The sequence below is a fragment of the Paenibacillus sp. 1-18 genome (assembly GCF_000520755.1).
Taxonomy (GTDB): Bacteria; Bacillota; Bacilli; order Paenibacillales; family Paenibacillaceae; genus Paenibacillus; species Paenibacillus brasilensis.
On record NZ_ASSB01000328.1, the window covers coordinates 1 to 26805 of the forward strand.

Annotated in this window: 25 protein-coding genes; all 25 read right to left on the reverse strand. The window is 46.6% G+C overall.

From position 1 onward, the window contains the following. Window positions 1–67 precede the first annotated feature (67 nt). The gene (locus L693_RS0121200) at window positions 68–907 is read right to left on the reverse strand and encodes a hypothetical protein (RefSeq protein ID WP_025719771.1); all 840 of its coding nucleotides are present in this window, start codon (window positions 905–907) and stop codon (window positions 68–70) included. 86 nt (window positions 908–993) lie between these two features. Beyond that, window positions 994–2127 carry an RNA polymerase sigma factor RpoD gene (gene rpoD, locus L693_RS0121205; RefSeq protein ID WP_007431230.1) on the reverse strand — a complete coding sequence of 378 codons (1134 nt, stop codon included), beginning with the start codon at window positions 2125–2127 and terminating at the stop codon, window positions 994–996. A gap of 43 nt (window positions 2128–2170) precedes the next feature. Further along, a complete protein-coding gene (dnaG, locus tag L693_RS0121210; RefSeq protein WP_025719773.1) occupies window positions 2171–4045 on the reverse strand; it encodes a DNA primase in 1875 nt (624 codons plus the stop codon). Next, entirely contained in the window at window positions 4038–4520 is a 483-nt protein-coding gene (locus L693_RS0121215; protein WP_049825244.1) for a YaiI/YqxD family protein, read from the reverse strand. Before L693_RS0121215 ends, dnaG begins: the two co-directional genes overlap by 8 nt. Before the next feature lie 115 nt (window positions 4521–4635). Then, window positions 4636–6711 (reverse strand): glycine--tRNA ligase subunit beta, encoded by a 2076-nt coding sequence (gene glyS / locus L693_RS0121220; RefSeq protein WP_025719776.1) that lies wholly within the window; start codon window positions 6709–6711, stop codon window positions 4636–4638. Continuing rightward, the gene (glyQ, locus tag L693_RS0121225) at window positions 6704–7591 is read right to left on the reverse strand and encodes a glycine--tRNA ligase subunit alpha (protein WP_007431234.1); all 888 of its coding nucleotides are present in this window, start codon (window positions 7589–7591) and stop codon (window positions 6704–6706) included. The genes glyS and glyQ overlap by 8 nt, the downstream gene beginning before the upstream one ends. A gap of 400 nt (window positions 7592–7991) precedes the next feature. After that, a complete protein-coding gene (gene recO, locus L693_RS0121230) occupies window positions 7992–8744 on the reverse strand; it encodes a DNA repair protein RecO (protein ID WP_025719779.1) in 753 nt (250 codons plus the stop codon). A 42-nt stretch (window positions 8745–8786) separates the two neighbouring features. Then, window positions 8787–8924, reverse strand: a complete 138-nt coding sequence (locus tag L693_RS29520) for a YqzL family protein (RefSeq protein WP_081752183.1) — start codon at window positions 8922–8924, stop codon at window positions 8787–8789. A 515-nt stretch (window positions 8925–9439) separates the two neighbouring features. Next, on the reverse strand, window positions 9440–10342 hold the full coding sequence (gene era, locus L693_RS0121240; RefSeq protein ID WP_025719781.1) for a GTPase Era: 903 nt from the start codon (window positions 10340–10342) through the stop codon (window positions 9440–9442). 50 nt (window positions 10343–10392) lie between these two features. After that, complete coding sequence (locus tag L693_RS0121245) at window positions 10393–10767, reverse strand: diacylglycerol kinase family protein (protein ID WP_025719782.1); 375 nt, start codon at window positions 10765–10767, stop codon at window positions 10393–10395. Beyond that, window positions 10767–11264, reverse strand: coding sequence for an rRNA maturation RNase YbeY (gene ybeY / locus L693_RS0121250; protein WP_025719784.1), 498 nt, complete (start codon window positions 11262–11264; stop codon window positions 10767–10769). The genes L693_RS0121245 and ybeY overlap by 1 nt, the downstream gene beginning before the upstream one ends. Window positions 11265–11317: 53 nt before the next feature. Continuing rightward, a complete protein-coding gene (locus tag L693_RS0121255) occupies window positions 11318–13564 on the reverse strand; it encodes an HD family phosphohydrolase (RefSeq protein ID WP_025719786.1) in 2247 nt (748 codons plus the stop codon). Between the two features lie 93 nt (window positions 13565–13657). Next, complete coding sequence (locus tag L693_RS0121260) at window positions 13658–14629, reverse strand: PhoH family protein (protein ID WP_025719788.1); 972 nt, start codon at window positions 14627–14629, stop codon at window positions 13658–13660. A gap of 6 nt (window positions 14630–14635) precedes the next feature. Next, on the reverse strand, window positions 14636–15829 hold the full coding sequence (gene yqfD, locus L693_RS0121265) for a sporulation protein YqfD (protein ID WP_025719790.1): 1194 nt from the start codon (window positions 15827–15829) through the stop codon (window positions 14636–14638). Then, window positions 15826–16119 (reverse strand): sporulation protein YqfC, encoded by a 294-nt coding sequence (gene yqfC / locus L693_RS0121270; RefSeq protein WP_010345357.1) that lies wholly within the window; start codon window positions 16117–16119, stop codon window positions 15826–15828. The genes yqfD and yqfC overlap by 4 nt, the downstream gene beginning before the upstream one ends. Window positions 16120–16504: 385 nt before the next feature. Beyond that, window positions 16505–17914 carry an amino acid permease gene (locus tag L693_RS0121275; protein WP_025719793.1) on the reverse strand — a complete coding sequence of 470 codons (1410 nt, stop codon included), beginning with the start codon at window positions 17912–17914 and terminating at the stop codon, window positions 16505–16507. Window positions 17915–18352: 438 nt separating this feature from the next. Further along, window positions 18353–18943 (reverse strand): hypothetical protein, encoded by a 591-nt coding sequence (locus tag L693_RS0121280; protein ID WP_025719796.1) that lies wholly within the window; start codon window positions 18941–18943, stop codon window positions 18353–18355. 48 nt (window positions 18944–18991) lie between these two features. Further along, window positions 18992–19990 (reverse strand): flotillin-like protein FloA, encoded by a 999-nt coding sequence (floA, locus tag L693_RS0121285; RefSeq protein WP_025719797.1) that lies wholly within the window; start codon window positions 19988–19990, stop codon window positions 18992–18994. A gap of 44 nt (window positions 19991–20034) precedes the next feature. After that, window positions 20035–21402 (reverse strand): NfeD family protein, encoded by a 1368-nt coding sequence (locus L693_RS0121290; RefSeq protein WP_025719799.1) that lies wholly within the window; start codon window positions 21400–21402, stop codon window positions 20035–20037. Between the two features lie 283 nt (window positions 21403–21685). Further along, the gene (locus L693_RS0121295; RefSeq protein WP_007431248.1) at window positions 21686–22129 is read right to left on the reverse strand and encodes a GatB/YqeY domain-containing protein; all 444 of its coding nucleotides are present in this window, start codon (window positions 22127–22129) and stop codon (window positions 21686–21688) included. Window positions 22130–22145: 16 nt separating this feature from the next. Further along, entirely contained in the window at window positions 22146–22319 is a 174-nt protein-coding gene (gene rpsU / locus L693_RS0121300) for a 30S ribosomal protein S21 (RefSeq protein ID WP_005547957.1), read from the reverse strand. A 137-nt stretch (window positions 22320–22456) separates the two neighbouring features. Further along, on the reverse strand, window positions 22457–22816 hold the full coding sequence (locus L693_RS0121305) for a histidine triad nucleotide-binding protein (RefSeq protein ID WP_025719801.1): 360 nt from the start codon (window positions 22814–22816) through the stop codon (window positions 22457–22459). 145 nt (window positions 22817–22961) lie between these two features. Further along, window positions 22962–24305, reverse strand: coding sequence for an aminotransferase-like domain-containing protein (locus L693_RS0121310; RefSeq protein ID WP_025719802.1), 1344 nt, complete (start codon window positions 24303–24305; stop codon window positions 22962–22964). Between the two features lie 335 nt (window positions 24306–24640). Further along, the gene (locus L693_RS0121315; RefSeq protein ID WP_025719804.1) at window positions 24641–25048 is read right to left on the reverse strand and encodes a hypothetical protein; all 408 of its coding nucleotides are present in this window, start codon (window positions 25046–25048) and stop codon (window positions 24641–24643) included. Window positions 25049–25308: 260 nt separating this feature from the next. Beyond that, on the reverse strand, window positions 25309–26805 hold a 1497-nt coding region (locus L693_RS0121320; protein WP_025719806.1), incomplete at its 5' end, for an SbcC/MukB-like Walker B domain-containing protein.

The window sequence follows — 26805 nt, forward strand, 5'->3', positions numbered from 1 at the left end:
CCTATATCTGCAAGTCTGCTCCCGGCAGGAATTTGTTCCATAATATATTGTAATCGTTGCGAAAGTTTCATGACGTCACCCACGTAATCCATTTTTTTCGAGTCCAAAATAAAATTCCTACAACAATAGCCAACTTCAGTATGCTGTAAAATACCATATCCCCAGCCGCTTGGTGGCGCAGGACGATCATGTCTGCTTCAGCCATAAAAACCAGTGTCATTCCAGTGGCAAAATAGACCAGGCTCAGACGCGGGAAACGGCGGTGTACCCACCAGCATATACCTACCAGCAAAAATCCGTGCAGAATCCAAAATGCCTCAAGCATCATAAGAGTAGCCGTAGGCCAATAGCCGCCTATAAGCACTGCGTACACTAAAATTAAACCCACAAGACCGCAGTAATGAAGCAGACTAATACGCAAGGTTAATCCCACGAGACACCATACCAAGCCACATAGGCCTACGAGCACGAGAAACCAAATCTTAGCTTCACCCTGATGAAGCTGAATAATCCATACACCCGAACCAAGCATAATCGTACTGCCCAGAGTACTCACCATAGCGCTCATACTCTTTTCAGAAGAACGCCAAATTGCAGCGAATCCATAGCAAATCACAGTGATGACACTTGCCGAGAATATTTGCATTGGCAACGGAAAAGCGGTAAAATAAAAACCGATCAAACAAATGCAGGAAATAATGACAAAACCAAGAAGCCAGGCGACTCCATGCCCGTGTTTAAGATATGTAAGCAGCCCGGTGTTGTTACGATTTTGGCTCTGTGGCGGATCTCCCTCTTCCCGATACAGGTTGGATAAAAAATCGCAGTATTGCTCAGGTAGCAATCGGCTTTGCCGCCAATGCTCAATTTCATGTAACAGTATTGCCCGTTTCTTCTCCTGGTCCAAGCTTTTCCCCTCCACCAAGGCTGCCATGAGATAAAAAAGGACCCCCTGCGCGCTTCAAGCCGCAGAAGGTCCGCAATGTACCGCTTCTATTCGAGGAAATCCTTCAGTCGCTTGCTGCGGCTCGGATGGCGCAGCTTACGCAGCGCTTTAGCCTCAATCTGACGAATGCGTTCACGTGTAACACCAAATACTTTACCTACTTCTTCAAGCGTTCTGGTTCTTCCGTCGTCCAAACCAAAGCGGAGACGCAGCACGTTCTCCTCTCTTTCAGTCAACGTATCCAGTACATCCTCAAGCTGTTCCTTCAGTAGTTCATAGGCAGCCGCATCTGCAGGCGCCAGCGCTTCCTGATCCTCAATGAAATCCCCCAAATGAGAGTCATCCTCTTCACCAATCGGCGTTTCCAAAGAAACAGGCTCCTGGGCAATTTTCATAATCTCCCGTACTTTTTCTACGCTTAGCTCCATCTCGGCAGCCACTTCCTCTGGCGTAGGTTCACGCCCCAGCTCTTGTAACAGTTGACGCGATACGCGAATCAACTTGTTGATTGTTTCCACCATGTGAACTGGGATACGAATCGTTCGGGCCTGATCGGCTATAGCGCGCGTAATGGCCTGACGAATCCACCAGGTTGCATACGTACTGAATTTAAATCCTTTTTCATAATCGAATTTTTCTACTGCCTTAATCAGACCCATATTACCTTCTTGAATTAGATCCAGAAAAAGCATTCCGCGACCAACATAACGTTTGGCAATACTTACAACCAGTCGCAAGTTCGCTTCTGCCAGCCGACGTTTAGCTTCTTCATCACCGTTATTAATCCGTTTGGCAAGCTCCACTTCATCATCAGCGGAAAGCAGCGGGACACGACCGATTTCCTTCAAGTACATCCGGACCGGATCATTGATTTTAATACCGGGAGGCAGGCTCAGATCGTCATCGAAGTTAAAATCATCCCCGTCATTGTTTTCCGGGTCATCATTTTGACGCAATCTGGTAACTTCTTCGTCGTTGTCATTCACAACCTCAATCCCCAAGTCACCCAGCTGCTCATAGAACTCATCCATTTGCTCGGGGTCCTGATCAAACGGCGACAGTTTTTCCATGATATCTTTGTAGTTCAGAGAGGAACTTTTTTTACCCAACTCAATCAATTGATCCTTGACCTGATCCAGTGTCAGTTCCGTCTCCAGTTCAGTATGCTGATCATTCGCCATCTTTCGACTCCCTCCTCCCTAGAAACATCCGACCTCTGTGTGTTCATTGTCTCTCTAGGGCTATAATCTCACTTGCAATTTGTGCTGCACGTAAAAAGTCACCTACGCGCTCAGCGGCTCTCATTTCTTCTCTCTTCAAATCCAGTTGCTCCTGCAATGGAAATTTTCGCACCTGATGAATATAATCGTCCAAAATGTGCGGTGTCCATACGCCCGGAACATCCATCATCATGATCGAACTTACATTTTTCTCCAGTCGGTCATCTTGCAAAGATGAAATAAAGCGGCTTGTATCCGGTAATTTCCCTTGTGCGTAATAGGCGTATAGATAAGCAGCAATCGCTGCATGATCCTCAATATTAAAGGCGTCTCCCAGATGCTTTTCTACATACTCTGCAGCTTCTAAATCCTGCATCATCCAGTGAAGCAATCTGCGTTCTGCTACATGGTAAGCTGGCAGCAAATTAGGTGTGGAGACCTGCCCTTTTTTATGCCTACCATTATTCCACCCATTTTCGTTATTATCCCCAATGTTCTGTTTTTTTTGCAGGGACTGCCTTAGTAAATTGCATTCTTGCTTTAAGGTTTCAAAATCCACCTTAACTTCGGCTGATACTTCGCGCAAATACACTTCCCGCTCGGTCGGGGATGACAGAGGTGCAATGACATTTAATGCTTCGCGGGAATACGCGATTCTTCCTTCTTCCTCTTGCAGTATATGGTTTTTTTTCAGATATATAAGCTTAAATTTCACCGTTGAAACAGCACTTTCGATAATTTGACGCTGAAAGCGCTCACCGCCGTATTCCCGAATAAAATCATCCGGGTCCATACCGTCACTGACCAATGCTACCTTAACGTGAAGTCCCGCATTTTCCAACAGCGGAAAATTTTTAAGCGCAGCAGCTTGTCCTGCCCGGTCACCATCATAACAAATAATAACCTCGTCGCACAGTCCTTTTAACATCGTAGCATGATGCTCTGTCAGGGCGGTTCCCATGGCGGCCACCCCATTCTGTACGCCCGCTTCCCATGCCGAGATGACATCCCCGTAGCCCTCAAAAAGAACGCTCTGGCGAAGCTTGCGAATTGAGGTTTTAGCATGATGGAGATTGTACAGAGTTCGGCTCTTGTTGAACAGCTTCGTTTCCGGTGAATTCAAATACTTTGGCTGTCCCTCGCCAAGGATACGGCCTGCAAAGGCAATAACTTTTCCATTCCGATTCCAGATGGGGAACATAATACGATCCCTGAATCGATCCACATATCCATCACCCTCATGCCGGGGAGAAATAAGCCCCCCCTTTTCCATCTCTACAGGATCAAAGGAACGTTTCTCTAGAAACTGAACAATCGTATCCCATCGATTCGGTGCATAGCCGATTTGGAATTGATCAATAATCTTGTCACTGAACCCCCGTGAACGCAAATATTCCATAGCTGGTTTGCCGTGCTCCGTATTTTTAAGCAAAAAATGGTACATCTTAGAAGTTAGCTCATACGCTTGCAGTAGCCTGTCCAGCTCAGGATGCTGATGCGATGACTCACGTCCCTGCCATTCGCCGAGTGGGATATGACTTTCTTCCGCCATTGTCCTGACAGCTTCGGGAAAGGATAGTCCTTCGATTTCCATCATAAATTTGATGGCATTCCCTCCCGCGCCGCAGCCGTAGCAGTAAAAAATCTGACGATCCGGTGTCACGGTGAATGAAGGGGTTTTTTCGGAATGAAAAGGACAGAGGCCTTTCATATATTTCCCCTGCTTGGTCAAATGCACGTACTTGCTCACCGTATCTACAATATCATGATGTTGTAAAACAGCCTCAATGATATCATCCGGTATATTACCTTGTCCGGCACTCATATAAACCACCTTCATCTCTTTAGCACGTAAATATAATTCGATACCGCTACTCATTCTCCTGCAAGCAGAGTAAAAGTTTTGTCAGTTTATGTTGAAAAACTTCACGATCCTCTAATGTAAACGGTTTAGGACTTTTACCGTAGCGTCCTTTTTTCCGTTCTTTGGCAGAAGTATGACGGCGATCAAGCATAAAATCGATCGAATCGTTTCGATAGATAGCTCCGCGAAAGGACATCACTTCACAGCCTTTAGCCAAGGCCAGGGCGGCAAGACCGTAATCGTTGGTGGTTACAATATCTCCTCGGCGGATATGATTAGCAATATAGAGATCGGCACTTTGGTCGCTCCGGTCCACTTTAACGACAGTCACGCCTTCACTACCCTGGATGAGATGATCATACGAGGATACCATTATAACCTCAACATGAAAACGGGAAGCCGTATCTGCAATTTCGCTTTTAACGGGACAAGCATCGCCGTCAACAACGATTCGAATACCCGATAAATTTCCGGATATCTCCACAAGCATCACCCATCTCCATGTGGATTCGAGTAAAATACGGAACGGGTGCAAGATCACTCTTACACCGTTCCGTATATTTATACCCATTTTTTCAAGTTGTTCATACCATGACGACTGACGTTTAACCTACAAGTTTGGAAAAATCCGCAAAACGCTTCAATTCCGAGTCAATAGCAGCCAGCAAAGCCAAACGATTATTACGAACAGCATCATCCTCAGCCATAACCATAACGGAATCAAAAAACGCGGTTATTGCAGGGGTGATGGATGAAGCAAGCTCTAACGCTTTCGTCGCATCGCCTTCCTGTAAAGCTGCACTATAAGATTCGTAAGCGCCGTACCATGCTTCGTAAAGAGCCTTTTCACCCTGTTCCGTAAATTCACCGGTATTCACTGACTTATGAACCGCTTTGGTAGCCAAATTACTCACACGGTTAAAGGACTCAACAGTAGCCTTGAAACTATCGCCTGTTTGTACTGCAGCCATCAGTGCAGCTCCGCGGTTGACAACAGAAGCAACATCATCAAATCCGGCTGCAAGCACAGCGTCCACGACATCATAACGAAGAGTCTCGGACAATAATTTTTTCACGCGCAATCCAAAAAACTCATGTAATTCTTTACGTATTTCATCGGCGGAACGTTTCATATTTCCAAGATTACTGTGCACTTCGATCGCGATATTAAACACATCAGACAACGTAGCCGAAAGCTTGCGATCCAGCAAAATCTGTACGATCCCTGCGGCCTGACGACGAAGCGCATAAGGGTCCTGCGAGCCTGTCGGAATAATACCGATGGAAAAGCAGCCTGTGATCGTATCAATTTTATCAGCAATACTTACGATCGCTCCAGCGTTGGTAGAAGGTACCGTTTCTCCTGCGAAACGAGGCTGATAATGCTCAAACACTGCTCTCGCTACTTCTTCCTTTTCTCCAGCCTTACGGGCGTAATCCTCACCCATAACACCTTGCAGTTCCGGGAATTCATATACCATTTGTGTTACCAGGTCAAATTTACAAATATCTGCTGCTCGGCTAACCGACTCCTGTGTATCTGGGGAAACACGAAGCTTCTCTGCCAGAGCATCAGCAATGCGGCGAATCCGCCGTACCTTGTCTCCAACCGTTCCCAGCTCTTCGTGGAAAACAATACTTTCCAGCTTGGAGAGTGCATCCTTAATTTCCAGTTTCTGATCTTCTTCATAAAAGAATTTGGCATCAGACAGCCGCGCACGCAATACTTTTTCATTCCCTTTAGCAATGACTTCCAGCGATTGACTGCCACCATTACGTACTGTAACAAAGTACGGCAGCAGCGCTCCAGCGCGGTCCAGCACAGGGAAGTAACGCTGATGCTCACGCATGGAAGTAATCAGTACATCCTTCGGAATATTCAAAAAGGAAGGATCAAAGCCTCCAAACAGCACCGTTGGCGTTTCGACCAGATACAATACTTCCTCCAACAGATCATCCTTTATTGCAATCGTCCAATCTTTTTCGGCTGCCAGTGCTTCAATCTGCTTCACGATAAGGGCTTGACGTTCCTCAATATCCACAATGACATGCTGCTTGCGAAGCACTTCAACGTAGTCAGCCGGACGTCCTACAACGGCGTCCTGACCAAGGAAACGATGGCCTCTCGTCACATTTCCTGACTGTACTCCGGCAATTTCCAAGTTGATAATATCGCTGCCAAACAAGGCAATCAACCATCGGATCGGACGAACGAACTTAAAGTCATAGCTCGCCCAACGCATGAATTTAGGGAATGTCATCGCATGTAAAATGTGCAGCAAGCCTTCGGACAGCACTTCTGCCGTTGGTACACCCACGCTGCTCTTGGTCGCATAAATATATTCCACGCCGCCAAGCTCCTTGAACGTAAATTGTTCAGGATCAACACCTTGACTCCGAGCAAAACCAAGAGCAGCCTTGCTCCAGTTGCCGGCTTCATCAAGCGCGATTTTGCGGGAAGGGCCTTTAACTTCTTCGTTGATGTCCTCTTGTTTTTCTGCTACTTCCTTAACCAGTACCGCCAAACGGCGGGGTGTGGCATAAGCCTCCACAGCGCCATAAGCAATACGCGAGTTGTCAAGCCACGCAGCCATACGCTCCTTCAACTGCTGAATTGCATTCGGGATAAAACGTGCAGGTACTTCTTCCAAACCAATTTCAAACAATAAATCCTTAGACATGTGCCGCACCTCCTTTCTTCAACAGCGGGAAGCCTAGCTTCTCGCGTTCCTCCAGATAGGTCGCAGCCACCTGACGCGCCAAATTCCGTACCCGAATAATAAATCCGGTTCGTTCCGTCACACTGATTGCCCCGCGTGCATCCAGCAAGTTGAACGCATGTGAGCATTTCAGCACATAATCATAGGCTGGAAATACAAGATGCTGCGCCATCGCTTTATTCGCTTCTTCTTCATACATATTAAAAAGAGTGAAAAGCATTTTGACATCAGACACTTCAAACGTATATTTGGAGTGCTCAAATTCAGGCTGGTGGAAGACATCACCGTACGTGATTCCATTGACCCACTCCAAATCGAACACATTTTCCTTATCCTGAATGTAAGAAGCAAGACGTTCCATACCGTACGTAATTTCAACCGCAACCGGACTGGCATCAATACCGCCTACTTGCTGGAAATACGTAAACTGGGTAATTTCCATACCGTCCAGCCATACTTCCCAGCCTAGTCCCCAAGCTCCCAGCGTTGGTGCTTCCCAGTTATCCTCGACAAAACGAATATCATGCTCCAGAGGGTTAATCCCCAAACGAGTCAGACTCTCCAAATACAATTCCTGAATATTGTCAGGTGAAGGCTTCAAGACCACTTGAAACTGGTGATGCTGGTACAAGCGATTCGGGTTCTCACCATAACGTCCGTCTGATGGACGACGAGAAGGCTCAACATAAGCTACGTTCCACGGCTCGGGTCCGATCGACCGTAAATAGGTCATCGGATTCATCGTGCCTGCCCCTTTTTCCGTGTCATACGGCTGTACAATAATACAATTCTGCTCGGCCCAAAATTGTTGCAGCGTTAAAATCATTTGCTGAAAATTCATGGTACACGCTCCTTTTCCAATTACTTCAAATGGTGGTGATTTCTTCTTATCAAACTCGTATGTACAGGGCCGTTTACTTCCAACATGCCTGCCAGAGACAGCAAAAAGCCCCCGCCTCTACGCCTGTACAGACGTAGGGACGAGAGCTCACTCCCGCGGTTCCACCCTACTTGATTGCGGTCCTAATCACCAGTCAGACCGTAATCCTCTTTTCCGTGTCCATTCAGACGCTCCCGAGTGCCTTGTTCACGAAAAATTCTCGCTGGGCTTACACCGTCCCCAACTCGCTAATCCTAGAGAATAATCCCGCTACTTTCTCGTTCAATGCATCTGCTCCCAAAGGAGATATATAGTAGGATATTACACGTTTTCAGCAGCGTAGTCAAGAGATCAGGGTATTTCACATATCGTACTTGTCAAGCTGATCCAGAAAGTTGCGTGATTTGAGCTTGACCTCCAGCTGCATATCCATAAACTGTCGCATGACATGTTTGATCTCCAGCTTGGTGGAGTCCTTTACGTCAATGTTGCCGAGACGGTTTAGATCCATTCTGGCGAACAAACGCAACAACTTCAATGTACGTGGTGTGACGCTTAATGCAGTTGGGTCAAAATGCTTGTAGCCCCGACACAAAACCCCACCCAGTCTGGGACTGACAAACATGTCCTCATCAGCACATTGTTGTCCACTTGAGATACAGGCATCTAGTTGAGGCGCGTAACCCGCCGCCTGCAGTATTTTAAATTCATAAATACTCATAACGATCAGCGGATCTTTGCCGCTCTCCAACGCTTCCAGACAAGCTTTAAGCTGCTTAAACCAGAATGTGCCCGTTTCTTCATCCTGTAGCACTCGATCAAGCAGCTCACAGGCATACGAGGCGTAAGCAGCCTTGGTAATATCCTCACGCAATACATGGTGGGATTGAATAATTTCACCGGCATTCAACGTGCCTAGGCCTGTATTTCGAAAATAAACAAATTCGCCGTACGTAAACGGCTGCGTCAAAGCGGCATGACGGCTTTTGGATTTTTTTGCTCCTCTGACCAGCACACCAGCTTTACCCCCGCTTTCGGTGCAAAGCGTAATAATTTTGTTCCCCTCACCGTAATCCATGCTGCGGATGACGATTCCTTCCACCCTGTAAAGCATGCCTCTTCCCCCAAACATTCGCGAAGAAGCCAGTGGCTTGCGCTAATCACAGGCTTCTTCATGCTCGTCCGACTTCCCTTCATCCGTGTCTTGCTCCCTTGTCACGGCGCTCTCCCTATATAGCAGATACGCACCGACATCTCCAGTCATCGCAAAATACTTCCACGAAAAATCTCGCAATCGTATTCATCCTTTCTTCGGAAATGACGTTTGCATCTCAAAAATTAGGATGGTGCGAAGAGGGAAGAAGTATGCGATGAAATAAATGGAGTGTATAAAAAAAGGCTGCTGCATGCGGGTTGAAACACCGCTCCGCTACAACGTGTACGCAGTTACATAACCCTTTTTAAAAACGCTCCTTATTTCATCGCTGGAAGTAAAGAGTAGAAAGAGCAAGAGTCAAGCGCCGCACATGCGCGGCGCTTGGAATGACCAGAAGACTGTTACTTATCTCAGTCGTAGAGATCGGGACGGCTTTTTTATGATGCTAAACAACTATACATATTTCAGCATTTTGCATAATTCGATTCCCAACGCTCGTAAGTACGATATATAGACGAACTAAACCGTTTCGATCTATATATCGCTGATTTGAAAACGCTCTTGGGATTTATGCAAAATGCTCATTATTTAATATCAATTTTAGACTCAATAAATCTTTACACTAAAGTGACTTTAGAGTCGAGCACCGATTTTTAGGCGTCGCGGTGGAAGCCGAGGTCACGAAGGACGCGTTCCTGGTTGCGCCAGTCTTTTTTGACCTTGACCCACAGCTCCAAGAAAATTTTGGAACCCAGCAAATTTTGGATATCCTGGCGGGCCTGTTTCCCCACCTCTTTGAGCATAGCTCCCTGTTTGCCGATAATGATGCCCTTCTGGGAATCACGTTCCACAAAAATGACAGCCATAATATGCACGACACCGTTGTCCTGCACTTTCATGTCTTCAATCATGACCGCAATAGAATGCGGTACTTCCTCGCGCGTCATATGCAAAATCTTTTCCCGTACCAGCTCGGCAATGACGAACTGCTCCGGGTGATCGGTAATTTGGTCATCCGGGTAATACTGCGGACCTTCTGGCAAATACTTTTGCAACTGCTCCAGCAGGCGGTCGACATTGTTGCCCATTTTGGCCGAGATCGGCACGATTTCCGCAAACTCATAGAGCTTACGATATTGCTCAATCAAAGGCAGCAACGCTTCCGGTTCAATGCGGTCAATCTTATTCAGAACCAAAATAACTGGCGTTTTCACTTGTTTTAGCTGTTCTACAATAAAACGATCGCCTCCGCCTAAGCCTTCAGCGGCATCAATAAGAAAAAGCACCGCCTCCACTTCACCCAACGCATTAAAGGCGGTTTGATTCATATAATCGCCCAATTTAGACTGGCGTTTGTGAATCCCCGGAGTATCCAAAAATACAATTTGTGTGTCCTCTGTTGTATATACCCCGTGAATTTTGTTGCGTGTGGTTTGCGGCTTATCTGACATAATGGCGATCTTTTGACCAATGACATGATTCATCAGTGTTGATTTTCCTACATTGGGTCTGCCAACAATCGCGACAAAACCTGACTTAAAGTGTTTCTTAACCATTTCGTTTCCTCCAGCGCTATTAAGCGCCTATTTTTGTTTTGTTATTTTTATTACATGAGCTGACTAATTAACGTCAACAAAGGCCTGTAAAACACAAATATGCCAATAATTACAGCAAACACCGCTGCCAGGAGCACGGCTCCGGCGGCGGTGTCTTTAGCCGTTTTGGCCAGAGGATGAATATCAGGTGAGATGAGATCTACTGCTGCTTCGACAGCAGTATTGATCAGCTCAGCTACAATGACTAAGGCCATTGCTACACAGACAAACAACCAGTCGAGCCGGGAGATGCGCAGGCATAGGCCTGCTACAATGACAAGAAGCGCCACGACCACATGTATCCGCATATTAATTTGCGTACGCAGAGCGTAGATCACCCCTTCTGCCGCATAGCGAAAGGTCATTCTCCAAGGCTGACGTCTCATTACCGTGTCAACCCCACTTGAGCCAGTACAGCTTCCTGCTTACCCATCATTTCAGCCTCACTCGCCTCATCCTGATGATCATAGCCTAACAGATGCAAGAAACCGTGAACAAACAAAAAACCGATTTCACGTTCAATAGAATGTCCATATTCTTCGCTCTGAGCTTGCGCTGTCTGCACAGAGATAATAATATCCCCCAGCACATCGGGTACATTCTCCAATGAAGTTTCTTCAATCGGTTCGTAGATGATTTCAAGCTCTTCATCCAGCGTTTCCTTCATAGCAAACGACAACACATCAGTAGGACGATCTATCCCCCGATAGTCCCTATTCAACTCATGAATTTGCTCATCAGTCACGAAGGTGAGAGCTACCTCGCCATCCGTTACTCCTTCCATCTTGCCTGCCTCTTCCAATAAGGTGTTCAGCAGCACAATCAAGGATTCGTTAATTACCATATCATTTTGTTCATTGTTCCACGCTAATTGAAGGCCCATGCCAACCGCTCCTTTTAATTCTTAGTGCTCCAGCCGTGCTTCACGACAAATGATTAAGCTTTCTCGTTCTCAGGCTTGGGTCTTTCTTCGGGATATTCAATGCGGGAATGGAAAATCCCCATTACCGTTTCTTTGAGGGTTTGAGCTATGATATCAAGCTCCCGCATGGTCAGCTCACAGTCATTAAACTGGTGATCATCCAGTCGGCTTTTTATGATTTTTTCAATCATGGACTCCACCTGTTCCACCGTTGGCTTGCGTAAGGAACGAACTGCTGCTTCCACGCTATCCGCAATTCCCACCACAGCAGACTCTTTAGACTGAGCCTTTGGCCCCGGGTAACGAAAATCATCTTCAGTGAAGTCAGGCTCCACACCCTTCTCTTCTGCTTCCCGCAATGCCTTATGATAAAAATAATGCAAGAATGTCGTTCCGTGGTGCTGCTCGGCAATATCGCGAATCGGCTTGGGCAGCTTGTAATCCAATTGCATTTCCACACCGTCACGGGCATGGGCAATAATAATGGATTTGCTCAGCTTCGGCTCTATTGTATCATGTGGATTCTCCAACCCATTTTGATTTTCAATGAAGTACGAAGGTCTTTTTGTTTTACCAATGTCATGATAATACGAACCGACCCGGCACAACAAGCCATTGGCCCCTATAGCTTCCGCAGCGGCCTCAGACAGATTCCCCACCATTACGCTATGGTGATACGTTCCCGGTGTCTCTGTAAGCAGTTTGCGCAGCAACGGATGGTTGGGGTTGGACAGCTCGACAAGCTTTAATGCCGACAAGATGCCAAAGGTGGACTCAAAAAATGGCATTAACCCGATTACAAGTATCGCCGTAATCAAACCGCCTGCAAAAGCAAAAGCTACCCCATAAAGGGTCGTTGTTTGAGTCCAATTGGCTTGGTCAATCAATGCCAGAGAAAAAACAGACAATGCACCGAACAAGCATACCATAATGGCTCCCTTGAACAATGTGGAGCGCTGGCTAGCCCGATGAGTTGAGAAAATAGCTGCCAGACAGACTACAAGGGCAAAAAATCCAAAATTAAAGTCAAAAATCTGCCCCTGACGGACATTCAAAATGACACTCGCCAATATACTAAATATAACGGCACAAACGAAAGCCACCGACATATCAAGCAGCAGCGTTACGAGCATAGCGCCAAGCGCGATAGGCGCCAGATAGCCGATATAGGAGCGTTCACTGTTCTGCAGTATGGCAACGAGCAGCATTGCCCCTACCGTAATTACAAAGATCAACACGAGCATCAGCAATTGTGCATTATTATACTTGAAGTTTCGTGTTCGTGATTGGAATTGACGAATATACATGAATAGTCCCAGAGCCAGCATCGTAGACAGCATCAATAGGCCGAATTGTGGCCAATAGTTGATTTTATCCTTAAGCAGCTCGTTTTCATCAAGCAATGTGTAGATTTCCTGGGTAATAATTTCACCCTTCTTGACGAGTACCTCACCCTGCTTAATATAAACAGTTGGTGTATCTTCACGAGCCTGTACCTTGGCATCCTTCGTAGCTGTATCATCATAAAACTTGTTGGCTGTAATCACAAGCCGTGCAAGCTCCTGAACAACCTCCCGCGAGGTACGCTTGGTGAGAGAGCTTGTACTAACCCGTTCAGCTACCTTCGCACGGGCTGTCTGGGCATCCGTAATTTGATCATTCATCAAACCCGTCACAATCTCACGGGCAACGGGGCGCATCTCGGCAATATCCTCAGACGTAAGTCGTGGAATTTTAATGAACGTTTCCTCTGGGATGCGGTACGTTTGCTCCTTCGTCTTTTGCAGAACCTCATCCAGCAGCTTGTCCGGGTATGCATCCGCATTCCGGCTGTTGCTTACAAAATTCTGCACAAAATCCCGTGCACGCTGAGGAATTTCATCCTTATAAATCGCAATCTTGTCCGCTCTGGATACCTGATCATCCTGATTGAGTCGTTCAATACGATCCAAAATGCCAGTAATCAGGTTATCGTTGCGAATCGGTACAATTGTATACATAGGCTGCACGCGTTCAGCTGATTCCTCTTGTGCCTTCAAGGTCGCCTTGCTGTTTGGAAGCTGCATCGGAGCGACAATTTCCTTTTCACTCGGCTGATTTATCCGGATATCATAGCGTTCGGGGAGCAGCTTGGACGCAAAACTAACATAAAAAAGAATCACCAAAAATAAAAACAGAAGATAGCGTGTCGCCACGCTATACTTCCATCCATTCATTCTATGTTGGAACGTTTTTCCGTTGGATAATTCCTTCGAGGTCATCTAAAACAATCCCTCTCCATTATCTTTTTCAAGGCAGCTACGCTGCTCACTTCAATCTGTGGATTGAACCGGACCACATTCGTGGCATGGATTCTACCCTTGATTTTCAGCAATTCGGTCATAAGCGACGATTATTTTCTGAACGAGAGAATGACGGACAACGTCCTGTTCCGCAAACTGGACAAAGCCGATTTCCTCAATCCCTTGTAAAATCGCATGGGCTTCAATCAAACCGGATTTTTTGCCACGAGGCAAATCAATCTGTGTAACATCGCCAGTGATGACCATTTTCGAGCCGAAGCCAAGCCGTGTTAAAAACATTTTCATTTGCTCCGGCGTGGTATTTTGCGCTTCATCCAAAATAATAAATGAGTCATCCAGCGTCCGCCCCCGCATATAGGCCAAAGGGGCAATTTCGATCAATCCGCGCTCCAGTGCCTTTGCAGTTTGCTCTGGGCCCATCACATCGTATAGCGCATCATACAACGGTCGCAGATAGGGATCAACCTTTTCTTGTAAATCCCCGGGCAAAAAGCCCAAATTTTCACCGGCTTCCACCGCAGGACGTGTCAGCACAATACGCTTGACCGAACCTTCCTTCAGGGCAGCTACAGCCAGCACTACAGCCAAATACGTTTTCCCCGTACCTGCTGGCCCAATTCCAAAAACAATATCGCGTTTCTTAATGGTTGTTACGTAGTGCTTTTGTCCAATCGTCTTGACCCGAATCGGCTTGCCCCGGAACGTGGTCGTAATTTCTCCCTTGAACAAATCGAGCAGTTGGTCAGCACGCAAATCTTTTGCCAGCTCAATCGCATAATGGACATCCCTTTCGGTCAGGATATATCCATTACGGATTAACTGGAGGAGTACATCGAACAATTGCTCGAGCACTTCGACCTCGTGAACATGACCAAAAACATTAACTTCTGCCTCACGAGATGCTATTTTTGCGGGAATAGCGGCTTCAATCAATTTTAAAAAGGAATCCTGCGGGCCGAATAACGCCTGTCCTTCTCCCGCATTGTTCAATGCAATTTGTATGCTGCGTTGTTGTTCTGCCAAATAGCCTCATTCTCCTTGGTTATGAACTAACGGAAGTTCTTCCGCAATATCCTGTTCCACTTCAAAAAGCACTTTCATATAAACTTTACCATTCTCTCTCTTCTCATGCAAAATTTTTTGGCTCATTATTTTCGTTCCTTTACCATATTTGGCTAAAATATCGGCGCGGGCTCCTTCTATTCCTGTTTTTTTCGCTTCTGCATCTGTAAGCTTTTCCTGCTGTATTTTGGTCTCTCTTACACTTTCGGTCATCCATCCAATCGGAAGTTTGTAGGAGCGCCACGTTAGCGGGTCATGCTCAACTGTTGTTTTATGGGCAGGATAAGGTACTTTTCCGTATCCCCAAAGCTGTACTGCACGGTTGCCCAGTACCAGATACAAGCGGTCGTGACTGTTTCCCGTGTATGTGCTGCTACGCCGCACCATAGGGCTGCTAATTTCGTATTCATGCCATACCAGTCCTTTAATTTCACCCTTGGCTACGACCAGTTGCTGATTCTCCTCATCTCCCAGCGCTCCTGAAATGAGAATGTCTCCTTTTTTGACACGTGTATTTTTATGCACAACAGGGCGACCCTGCTCGGCAAAAATTTCAGTAATTACTGCGTCTGCCTTGCTGATGAGATGACGAGGGCTGTAGAGCGGCGCAGGAGCAGGCTGTGAAGCTTCGACAACCTGAATCGTCACCAATGTGCCCTGCTTCTCCACACCGATCCAGGATGCCTGAGGAAGCTTTTGCATGAGCGCACGCGAAAGCTTGTCCTGGCTGGAAAGTCGAAAGCTCCATTGAAACGGATAAAGCCCTTCCTGTCGGGCAGCTTTGAGAATGGATTCCGTCGAGAGCTTGTCATTTCCCTTCACTTCAACATCCCAAATGAGCGATGACATCAGGAGCAGACCTATCCAGAATAGAGCCAGTCCTGCCAGAAAAAATTTACGTTTGGCAAGTCGGATAGCGATGAATGGAAGCCCTTGTCGCTTCAGAATATGCATTTTACAGCCTGTCCTTCTCAAAAGAGGACGCAGCAGGAAGACGTGCGGCAGCAGAAGGTTCATTTCTGCATGTTTCGTACCCATCGGCCGCACGTTCCAAACAGGTATATGATGCTCGGTGAGCAAATTGATGAAAGCTTCCACGCTTTCGCCGCTAACGGCAAGCGTCACTGTGCCACGCAGCTTCGTTAAAGCAGGATGTTTCATGAGCCTTCCTCCGTTCCTTCCATTTGAATATCGGTAATCTGTCCTTCCACACTGACTTGATCCGGCAAAATGGACGTAATGACCAGGTTATGCCCTGACACCCGCAGTTTGCCTTGTGCAAGCGCCAATACAAGCCGATCCGGTGTGAAATCCATAACCCCCCGGTGATTTTCCACATAAAGCTGGCGACTGCCAATGAGGGTTAACCGCGGCAGGTCAAATAGAATGTCCTGCGGAAGCTCCAGTGTTTCGCTGGCCCACTTTCGCAGTTTGCGGCTCATCCGGCTCATACGGCGAAATCCCCTTTCCTGTCATCAAAGCAGCTGTTATTATCAACAGCTAATTATTTTTTTGACGGCAGCTACGCTGCAAGTTTTTCATCGCTTCTGTCATTATCATACAATGTCCCTAGTTATCTTAATGATAGCTACGCTTCTATTTACATGGACTGCCGATAGCACTTAAATATGAACGTCATCACACTAGGGCCACAGATATCTTACTTTACATTTTATGATCCACTCATCGCATTTATGAGGCGAAACTGACAATTCGTAGCAATCCCTATATTCCATCGCAAGAAGACAAAATTTTCAAAAAACTACAGCAAAAAAGACAACCCAGTTTTGTAATCAAAAACAAGGCTGTCTTTTTTGATATTATTCATATAAACGGTTATTTCTTGGAGTCGCGATTCAAAAGTGAGTTTTTTCTGGAGTACAAAAAGTAAACCGCCAAGCCAATAACAAGCCAAATCAAAAAGCGAATAAAGGTCTGACCATTCAAATTAAGAATGAGTACAGCACACGAAATGATGGCCAGGATCGGAATATACGGAACCCCAGGACAGCGAAAGGCTCTTGGCAAATCGGGTTGTGTTTTTCTCATAACGATAACAGCGACCGAAATCAGAATAAATGCTGACAGGGTTCCGATGTTCACCAAACTTGCCAACTCATCCAGTGGAATTAGACCGCCCATTAGCGCAGATAAAGTTCCAAAAAACAATGTGTTAATATACGGCGTTTTATATTTAGGGTGAACCTTTGATAATACTTTGGGGACCAAGCCATCACGTGACATGGCAAACATGATGCGGGTTTGACCATAGAGCATAACCAGCATGACCGTTGTCATCCCTAAAATGGCCCCTATATCCACAATACCTGCAACCCAGTTCTGCCCTGCAACCTGCAAAACAAGTGATACCGGGTGGGAAATGCCCTCAAAATCCTTAAACGGCACAATACCTGTCATAATCCCGCTAACAACGACATATAAAAGCGTGCAAACCACAAGTGAGAAAATAATCCCCCGCGGTAAATCACGAGCCGGGTTTTTAGTTTCTTCCGCAGCAGATGAAACGGCATCAAAACCAATAAAGGCAAAAAACACAAGTGCTGCGGCCCCAAACACTCCACTAAAGCCAAAAGGCAAGAACGGTGTCCAGTGATCCGGCTTCACATATTTAACAGCAACGATGATAAATAATAAAATCACAATAATTTTTACAATAACCATGATATTGTTTATTCGTTTTGATTCTCGGATTCCAAAATAAAGCAATAACGTAATGCCCATCAAAATCAGAAAAGCCGGAAGATTGAAATAGGTGGGCTGATCCTTTAAAGCGCCTGGTGCAGCAGTTAATTCAAGAGGAATATGAATGCCGAGTCCATTCAGGAATGATACAAAATACCCCGACCAGCCTGCAGAAACCGCACTGGCGGCCAGCATGTATTCCAAAATTAAATCCCATCCGATAATAAAGGCCAGTAGCTCCCCCATCGTGGCATATGTAAAAGTGTAGACAGAACCAGAGACTGGAACAGTGGATGCAAACTCGGCATAAGCCAATGCAGCGAATAAACAGGCCAGCCCTGCAATCACAAAAGAGATAACCAAACCCGGACCAGCCGTAACTGCTCCTGTACCTGTCAAAACAAAAATCCCGGTTCCGATAATGGCTCCAATCCCAAGCATCGTTAAGTCAAACGCGCCCAGTTCCCTTTTAAGTGCTTTTTCTCCCCGTGTAGCAGCAACCAACTGCTCAATGCTTTTTTTTCTGAATAGGCCATTACTCATCCATCCCATCCCCCTTAATATTAAATTTTTTATACATCTTACAAACCGCGCTTCCTCACCTCGATATAACGCATATTTTAGCTAAATTTGGAGTAATTTTTCATAAATATTTATCATTGAAGAACATTATATATAAAAAAGAAAAAATGAAAACTGCTTTTGGAAAGCATCATTTATATTGTTACATTTGATCATTTCTCATGTAATTATTTTCACAAATAAAGCACTAAACTAGACACAATGCCACCTTTTTTGATGACAACGAATGTAAGAAAGCTGTGCGTTACATGGGATTATCACACTCATTGTCAGGTAAATAGAGCAGTTGTCGTTGCAACTTTTTTATTCTGGACGTGATTATGTATTTCCGATGCATTCCTGATGCATTAGTAAAAAAAGATCCGCCACAGCCAAAGCTGTGACGGATCTCACTGTCATTTAACGTCTATCTCTACTCATATAACGTCTGGAACGCGGAGGACCTAATATTTCAGCCCAAATCACACCTCTGCGCAGGTCAGCCGCATTGACCGTACTGCGCCCTTGTGATACTGGCTCTACCCCATCTGTAATCTCCCCAGACTCCCTCACATTGGATATGCGGTCGAGGCGGGCTAAAACCTTTCTGCGATCTTCCTCCATGGCACGAATCCGCTCTTCTAGAGTCGAACCGTTATCCGAGGATTCCTGCTCCATTTGTCCTTGCATTTCCGTCCGATCGTTCACTACCTCTTCCATACGACGAGCTTCCATAACTGACCGCCGTTCATTAGGAAATTGGCGTTGCAATTCTCCGGTAACATCCTGCCTGCTAGTCTGATTCTGCTCCTGTCTATGTCCCACGGTGATAGGCCTGGATGGCGGCTGGGGCCTGCGCGAGCTCTGATCACCACCAAAGGTGGGCATCCCATTTCCCGGAGGAGATTTTCGGCCCGTGCCTTGAATGCTTTTTCCCAGGAAGGATACCAATGCAAAGCCAATCACGATCAAGATATACAAATGCTCAAAAATCCAGCTGATAAAGTTCATTACTCACCGCCTTGCTGCCGTCGTCATTCATCGGCTATATCCCGTTGCTTAATCCCGGTTTTTGTCATTGCCCGAGTTCTCATTCGGTTTGCCCAAGGAGCCGCGCATTTGCGTATCTGCCTCAATATTTTTCAAATTCATATAGTCCATGACGCCAAGCTTCCCGCCACGCAGCGCTTCAGCCATAGCCAGCGGCACTTCGGATTCGGATTCCACCACACGCGCTCTCATTTCTACGACACGCGCCTTCATTTCCTGCTCCTGCGCCACAGCCATTGCACGCCGCTCTTCCGCTTTCGCCTGAGCAATACGTTTGTCTGCTTCCGCCTGCTCGGTTTGCAGGAATGCACCGATATTTTTGCCTACATCGACGTCTGCAATATCAATGGACAGGATTTCGAACGCTGTCCCTGCATCCAAGCCTTTGGACAATACAGTTCTTGAAATCGAATCTGGATTCTCCAGCACGTCCTTATGCGAATTACTAGAGCCGACGGTTGTAACGATCCCCTCACCGACCCGTGCAATAATCGTTTCTTCCCCGGCACCCCCGACAAGTCGATCAATGTTGGCACGTACCGTAACACGTGCTTTAACTTTTACTTCGATACCATCCTTGGCAACTGCAGCAACAATAGGTGTCTCAATAACTCGCGGATTAACGCTCATTTGGACCGCTTGCAGCACATCCCGCCCCGCAAGATCAATCGCAGCAGCACGTTCAAATTCAAGCGGAATATTAGCCCGCTGCGCAGCAATCAATGCATTGATCACGCGGTCTACATTACCACCCGCGAGAAAATGGCTTTCCAACTGGTTGATATTCAGTCCCAGACCGGCTTTGGTCGCCTTAATCAGCGGATTCACAATTCGGCTTGGCGTAACACGTCTCAAGCGCATGGCCACCAGCGTAATGATACCAATCCGCACCCCTGAAGCCAATGCCGAAATCCACAGCATCACCGGGAAAAAACTAAAAAATACGCTCAATACAATAACTACTAACACGGCAAGCAGCAAAATGCTGACGATACCCGATTCGAACACTCGCATCATCCTCCAATAATTGAATTCTTCGTTTATCTGCGTGTTTAGACGCTAGTGTCCGCCTTGACCACAATTCGTCCGCCTTCTACTTTGGATACGATGATCGACGTATCTGTGGCAATAAACTCGCCATTCGTTACAACATCGACACGCTCATCAGCAATAAGCACCGTTCCGGCTGGACGAAGCGGTGTCAGACTCACACCCCGCTGACCTAATAATATTTCCCGATTCACAACCGAAGAAAAACCTTGGTCAGCCGTTAAGCTTTCTTTAAGTACAAAACGGTTCCATATCCCTCGATCCTTGAATACAATCGCAATAATCGCCACCACGGCAACAGCAGCTACAAAGGCAATGCCCAAGGATATAAATGCATGCTGCATGTCGTAAGCCGCTCGAACAACGCCAGCGACCAGGCTAACGGAACCCAATATGCCCAATATACCAAAGCTTGGAATGAACATTTCAAGTATAAGCAAAGCCAGGCCAATGATAAACAGCAGCCATGTCTCTGAACCTGCAAAACCAGCGATATAATTGCCGAAAAAATATAAACCAAATCCGAGTATGCCCAAAATTCCCGGTACACCAAAGCCGGGTACAAGCAGTTCAATAACTACACCCGCGATACCGATAAATAAAAGCAATGTCTGTACGATCGGGTTGGTTAATATTTCGGCAGCTTTCTCAGCCGATGTTTGCTTCACATAAAATACATCATCTGTGCTGTAGCCCATCCACTGGATCACCTCTTGTTCTGAGGAGGCAATGTGATCCGCATAACCCAGCTTAAGCGCTTCCTCGCTGGTTAAAGAAATGATCTGGCCTTTTTCCTTATTAAAGTTCAGTTCCGGGATAGCTACCGTAATTTTGGAGTCTACCATCCCCCTCGCAATATCCGGATTACGTCCGCCAGATTCTGCGGCAGATGCCATGCTGCTCTTCCACCAAGCTATTATTTTCGGGTCGGTGACAGCCTGCCCCTTGCCGTCTACCAACGCTGCAGCTCCAATAATACTTCCCGGCTCCATAACGATCTTGTTTGCACTGAGCGCAATATAGCTCCCCGCCGATGCCGCTTCGCCCCTGATGTAGGCTACGGTCGGAATTGGGCTGTCTTTAATCAGTTTGCCCAGCTTATCCGCTGTATCTACCCGTCCGCCAGGCGTATTAATATCCAGCAAAATCAGACCCGCTTTGGACTCTGCTGCTTCAGCAAATCCACGTTCCATAAAACGGCCTAGGCCCTGTTCAATTTCCTGATCTATGGGTATAACGAATACAGATCCTCCTTTGGCTGCGGCCTCCGCTGATCCGGAATGAAATAATGGCAGCAGGATAACTGATATCACAATCCATAACGTTAAAAAGATCATTTTGCGGCTGGATTGGTGCTGTTCTCTGTGCATTTCTCTCCCCCCTTTCGATCTTGCTTTATTACAGCATATCAAACTTTGTTAGGTAAACTACACAATTTTCAGGATTTAATGTGAAATTATTGGGATTGTTGCTATTCCTGACGGCTGTCACATACTTTACGTATCTAACAAACATCACGTTTCATGCAATTATAGATAGCGCTTTCAAAAAAAGGTTTTTTCGTATTACACGATCATGAGGTGAAAGATGGAAAATGCAGAAATAGCACCCTCTGTGAACAGAGGGTGCTGTGTTTTCCTGTTTGTCGCAGGTTTATTGCAGAAATTGTTGAACCGCCTGGTTCACGAGCTTACCGTCAGCGCGACCTTTTACCTTAGGCATCAAGGCCGACATTACTTTCCCCATCTCGGCTTTCGAAGAAGCACCGGTTTCCTGGATGGTCTGCTGTACAATAACTTTAATTTCTTCTTCTGAAAGTTGTTCAGGAAGGTACTGAGCGATGATCTCTATTTCTGCTTTCGTGCTTGCCGCAAGTTCATCGCGACTGGCTTTTTCAAATTCATGGAGGGCATCTTTTCGCTGTTTGATCTCACGACTCAGAATATCAAGCACTTCGTTGTCGTCCAAATCCCGTTTCAAATCTATTTCAAGATTTTTAATCGTAGAACGAACCATTCGAATGGTGGAGAGTTTGAACTTGTCCTTACTCTTCATAGCTTGCTTCATATCTTCGTTTAATCGTTCGCTCAAATTCATGGTTGCTCAGCTCCTCCTAGAACTTTCTCTTACGAGCAGCCTCGGACTTTTTCTTGCGCTTTACGCTTGGCTTTTCATAATGCTTGCGTTTCTTCACCTCAGCCAATACGCCATCCTTAGCAATGGAACGTTTAAAGCGACGAAGTGCAGCATCAATTGTCTCGTTTTTGCGAACTTTAGTTTCAGACACCAGTTTTCCCTCCCTCCGACCAGACCGTCCAAGAGCAATAACACGGTTCATCAAATTTTATTATAGGTGAAACGGAAACCGGGTGTCAACCTATAAGAAAAAATGAATATTTAAATGAAAGACAAGCCTTGTCATTTTTATGAATGTGAGTCCGAAATACTTGTCAGGGCCCCTAATTTGGCGCCGCCCAGCAGGTGATAATGCAGATGCCCAACCGCTTGTCCACTATCCGGGCCGCAGTTGTTGATCAGCCGATAACCGGACTCAGCGATTCCCAGCTTTTTCGCCACCTCAACCGCAACACGATGAATCTCCGCGATGAGAGGAAGATCCTCCTCTGTCACAGCATTCATCGAAGGAATATATTTCTTCGGGATAATGAGCACATGTACTGGCGCCGCAGGCTGGATGTCATGAAATGCAAGTACATTGTCAGTTTCAAGTACCTTTTTGCTGGGGATAGTTCCATCCACAATTTTCAAAAACAGATCGTCCATTCAAAACTCTCCTTTAGCAATGAGCCGATGATAAGCAATTAATGACAATTGCTCTCGGCATTCAAAGTTATGTATGTCCCACGACCAAATAGAAGCATATACATTATACCTATATTTCTATATGTATCATAACGGAAAAAGGGGCTTAATACCAGTTTCCCTTTCCCACTTCCTCTATTATGGCTTTCACGCCCTCATCAATCTGATCCGGCTGTGCACGTGAAATGCTGATGCGTAAAAACTTTTCTTGTTCCCTATAGCCTGCCAAATAAAAGCCTTTGCCAGATATAACCTGGACCTTTCTTGCGGAAAGGCGCTGCACCAAGCGCTCCATGTTCACGATTCGAGGCAGCTTAAACTGCATATAAACTCCTGATGTTACAGGTGAGACTTCTACAAGTCCGGCCTGATTATATCGTTCTACCGCCTGGTTGAGAATACGAATGCGCTCTGAATACAGATTGCATATCGTATGCTTATGGCGTTCATACATTCCGTTTTTAATATAAATATCCAGCGCAGCCTGAGATAACATGGAAGTATCGACGTATCGTTTATAGGCCTGGAACGTTTTCAATAGGGCTTCTGGCAAAACTGCAACCCCTAGACGCAAGCCAGGAAAAATGATTTTTGAGAAGCTTTTCAAATAAATCACATGATCCGTCTGGTCATACGCATATATAGGATCAAAAAAATCATCAACTCCCAAATCAGCCATATAGTCATCTTCCACAATGTACACATCGTATTTGGCCGCCAGGGCAGCTATAGCCTTTCGCTTCTCCGTGTTGTATGAGCTTCCCAATGGGTTATGATATCTTGACATGGTATAAAAAAATTTGATATTTCCGTTCTTAAATTGATTCTCCAATTCCTGCAAATTCATACCTGCTGCTGTTCGGGCAATAGTGCTGACAGGTATATTCTCTTCCTCCAAAAAACGCAAATAAATATCGTAGCTTGGCTGCTCAACCAAAACCTTTTCTTTGCCGTTGGGAAATGGCATCTTAGCGAGTATTTCCAGCGCTTGCTGAACACCAGAAGTTACGATAATCCGGTTCATTTTTGCAAACACCTGATTATCAGCCAAATGGGAAACCAATGTATGACGCAGTGTCTCCAGCCCTTGTGAATCCCCGTAAGTAAACAAATGATATTTGTAGGTATCTATAGCCTGGTTCAAACAATGCTGAAAATCCAAATACGGAAATACGTTTAAGTCCGGAGATGCCGAAGTAAAATCAACGATGTCATCCATATGGCTATGGCGCACATCGCCAGAATTCTCCACTACATAATATCCGCTTTGCGGTATGGAATAGATGGCGTGTTTCTTCTCAAGTTCAGCATAGGCCCGCAAAATCGTGCTTTTGCTGCACCCGTATAGCTCCGAAGCGTCACGGACTGAAGGCAGCTTATGACCGGATTTGTATTGACCCTCACGAATTTTAAGCTCTATATCCGATAAAATGAAAATATATTTTTTCACAAACACCCTCCTATCGCATTTTTGGTTGTACATATCCTATCCAGTTTTACACCTGATATTAACACGCTTGGTAGATGAACAGATACCCATAGTATAAAACTGTACCGATACAGCTGCGATAATTTAAGATGGGATCATTGGAACTAATTATTTGGGATGGAAAAAGAGATAAAAAAGGCTGTTTCTTCTTGATGGAAGAAGCAGCCTTTATGGTGTGAACATATATAATTTTGTAGTAAAGCCGCTTGGCTGCACATATAAAACATGATCATTATGTGCGCTGACTATATGAACACATTGGGGATGTGCACTATGGCGATAGGGCAATCGGTGGCTTAATAGTAAGGCAGCAGGCCAATCGCAGTTAGCGCAGCCAGTGGCAGAATCAGACGATTAAAGCGGCGGCGCCCAAAAGGGAAGCCGTATCCGAATCCATATCCAAAAGCAGGATAAGGTGGATAAAACGCATATCCCCCAAAAGCGCGAGAGCCGCCACAGCCGCAGTTGCTGGGTGGATAAGGGAGATTCACGTTCGCATTCGCATTCACGTTTACGTTCGCGTTCTCCATCTCGCCCCCGGGAACGGCTAAATACAATTTTTCATCATCCACATGTTCTACGATCCCATCATACATGGTTCCGTCCTTCACCCATACGCATACATAACGATGCATATGCTTTTGACATAGTGTTTTAGCATCCGTTTGTTCCGGTGCTGTAACGGTTGGCATGCTATTTTCCATGGTTGTTTCCTCCTAGGCTCTTGCATGTATACCGTATGTTATTCAAAAACGGGCTATGTGCTACAGAAAATTGGGCGAATTTCGGATTGCAAAAAAAAGAAGCACCCCGGAGGCTCTTGGCAGAGCCCCTCTGAACGGACGTATACCGGGAAATACCTTCCTCAGCATACGTCCGCCGGGGTGCTGTATGATTAGCTTGTCGGCTTATCTGTATTATAACAACACTTTGAAACTGTATATGTGATCTGTATCACGTTGCTTCAAAATGTTTCCATGACCACTCTGGAGCCGCCTCCGGCCTGCTCAGCAGGAAGAACGACCAGCTTGCGTGGAAGACGAGCCCTCAGCTCAGGGACATGGCTGATCACACCAACAGACAGTTGATCGTGATGCAGCTTTTCCAGTGAGGTGATCACCGTATCAAGCAACTCAGGGTCGAGCGTTCCAAAGCCTTCATCCAGAAAGAAAAATTGAAGCGGGTACTGGCCTCGCAATTGAATTTGAGCCGATAGCGCAAGCGCGAGCGACAGGGAGGTCAGGAACGTTTCGCCGCCAGACAGAGTCGATACCGGACGCTTGACTCCACCGTTGGCATCGTCACTAATGACAAAACCACCACTGGAATCTACCTCTAACGCATAGCGCTGCTTGGTCAGAAAACGCAAACGTCGTGAAGCGGACTGACTTACCTGCATGAGCTGCTCCTCTGCAATGTATTCAACAAAGGCATTGCCCCGAAAAACAGACTGGAGCTTGGACAGCTTTTCTGCCTCGCTTCGCAATTGGATACGTTTGGACTCCAGCTCCACCCAGCGGACATGCCGGCGCTGCAAATCCTCCAAATCACGCTCAGCCTTGGCACGATTCTGAAGCGCCTCTTCGTCACGTGTACGGCAATCGCGGAGCTGCGCTGCAGCCCTTTCCCACTCTTCCTCTGTGACCGTTGCTCCATTCAGCTGCTCTTCCACATGTTTCAAGCGGGAGGACAGCTCTTGTTCCCGTTGTCGATGCAGGCTCACTTCACGTTCATAACGCGCGGCTTCATCCGGCCCCAGACAGCATTCCATGACCTCAACTTCTGTCGCAAAAGATGAATCTGCCAGACGACTTCCCCACCGGGACTCAGACGTCTGCCGTCTTTCTTCGGCCGAGTCGGAAGCCTGCCGGGCAATCAAAGAAGCATGAACGGCCTGCTGCTTGCGTTCCTCCGCTTCAGTACGTCGACGTGCCGCGGCTTCAGCTTCGTTTTTAAGTCTCTGCAGGAATGAAGTCGCTTCTGCCAGCAAGGAGGCTGCCTGCCCTTCGCCAACCCATTTTCGCAGCTGTACCTGCTTCTCACGCAACGAATCGTCTTTGCTTTGGAGCCCGGTACGACGGGCAATAATGATTTTATCTTCCTCGATGATGCTCTGCTGTATCTGCTGAATGCGTGCAGCCTTTTCTTCGAGGAAGGTTACGCTCGTCTCCAGACGTGAGCGCAGCTCTTCCGCGCGCCGGTCGCGTTCCTGCATGGCGCGATAGCGCTCCGCAGCTTCGCCCGGAGCCACGTCCGGCAGCTGCGTCGCCCATTCGGCACGCAATCCTTCGCTGCGCTTAGCGCATGCCTCGCCCTTGCTCCGCGCCTGCGTCAGCGCTGCGGCAGCCGCCTCCTGCTCAGCAACTGCACGAATGTGCCGCTGCTGCCCGGCGGCGTCCGCCTCACGCAAGGCGTGCGCCTCCGCAGGCAGCGCATGTGCACGGGCGGCTAGCTCAGCCGC

What these genes read in the sequence shown, in the direction of transcription:
- rpoD (WP_007431230.1), bottom strand. Translation starts at nt 2,127, where the DNA reads ATGGCGAATGATCAGCATACTGAACTGGAGACGGAACTGACACTGGAT.
- dnaG (WP_025719773.1), bottom strand. Translation starts at nt 4,045, where the DNA reads ATGAGTAGCGGTATCGAATTATATTTACGTGCTAAAGAGATGAAGGTG.
- L693_RS0121215 (WP_049825244.1), bottom strand. Translation starts at nt 4,520, where the DNA reads ATGCTTGTGGAGATATCCGGAAATTTATCGGGTATTCGAATCGTTGTT.
- glyS (WP_025719776.1), bottom strand. Translation starts at nt 6,711, where the DNA reads ATGTCTAAGGATTTATTGTTTGAAATTGGTTTGGAAGAAGTACCTGCA.
- glyQ (WP_007431234.1), bottom strand. Translation starts at nt 7,591, where the DNA reads ATGAATTTTCAGCAAATGATTTTAACGCTGCAACAATTTTGGGCCGAG.
- recO (WP_025719779.1), bottom strand. Translation starts at nt 8,744, where the DNA reads ATGCTTTACAGGGTGGAAGGAATCGTCATCCGCAGCATGGATTACGGT.
- era (WP_025719781.1), bottom strand. Translation starts at nt 10,342, where the DNA reads ATGGTTAAGAAACACTTTAAGTCAGGTTTTGTCGCGATTGTTGGCAGA.
- L693_RS0121245 (WP_025719782.1), bottom strand. Translation starts at nt 10,767, where the DNA reads ATGAGACGTCAGCCTTGGAGAATGACCTTTCGCTATGCGGCAGAAGGG.
- ybeY (WP_025719784.1), bottom strand. Translation starts at nt 11,264, where the DNA reads ATGGGCCTTCAATTAGCGTGGAACAATGAACAAAATGATATGGTAATT.
- L693_RS0121255 (WP_025719786.1), bottom strand. Translation starts at nt 13,564, where the DNA reads ATGACCTCGAAGGAATTATCCAACGGAAAAACGTTCCAACATAGAATG.
- yqfD (WP_025719790.1), bottom strand. Translation starts at nt 15,829, where the DNA reads ATGAAACATCCTGCTTTAACGAAGCTGCGTGGCACAGTGACGCTTGCC.
- yqfC (WP_010345357.1), bottom strand. Translation starts at nt 16,119, where the DNA reads ATGAGCCGGATGAGCCGCAAACTGCGAAAGTGGGCCAGCGAAACACTG.
- L693_RS0121275 (WP_025719793.1), bottom strand. Translation starts at nt 17,914, where the DNA reads ATGAGTAATGGCCTATTCAGAAAAAAAAGCATTGAGCAGTTGGTTGCT.
- L693_RS0121280 (WP_025719796.1), bottom strand. Translation starts at nt 18,943, where the DNA reads ATGAACTTTATCAGCTGGATTTTTGAGCATTTGTATATCTTGATCGTG.
- L693_RS0121290 (WP_025719799.1), bottom strand. Translation starts at nt 21,402, where the DNA reads ATGCACAGAGAACAGCACCAATCCAGCCGCAAAATGATCTTTTTAACG.
- L693_RS0121295 (WP_007431248.1), bottom strand. Translation starts at nt 22,129, where the DNA reads ATGAATTTGAGCGAACGATTAAACGAAGATATGAAGCAAGCTATGAAG.
- L693_RS0121305 (WP_025719801.1), bottom strand. Translation starts at nt 22,816, where the DNA reads ATGGACGATCTGTTTTTGAAAATTGTGGATGGAACTATCCCCAGCAAA.
- L693_RS0121315 (WP_025719804.1), bottom strand. Translation starts at nt 25,048, where the DNA reads ATGGAAAATAGCATGCCAACCGTTACAGCACCGGAACAAACGGATGCT.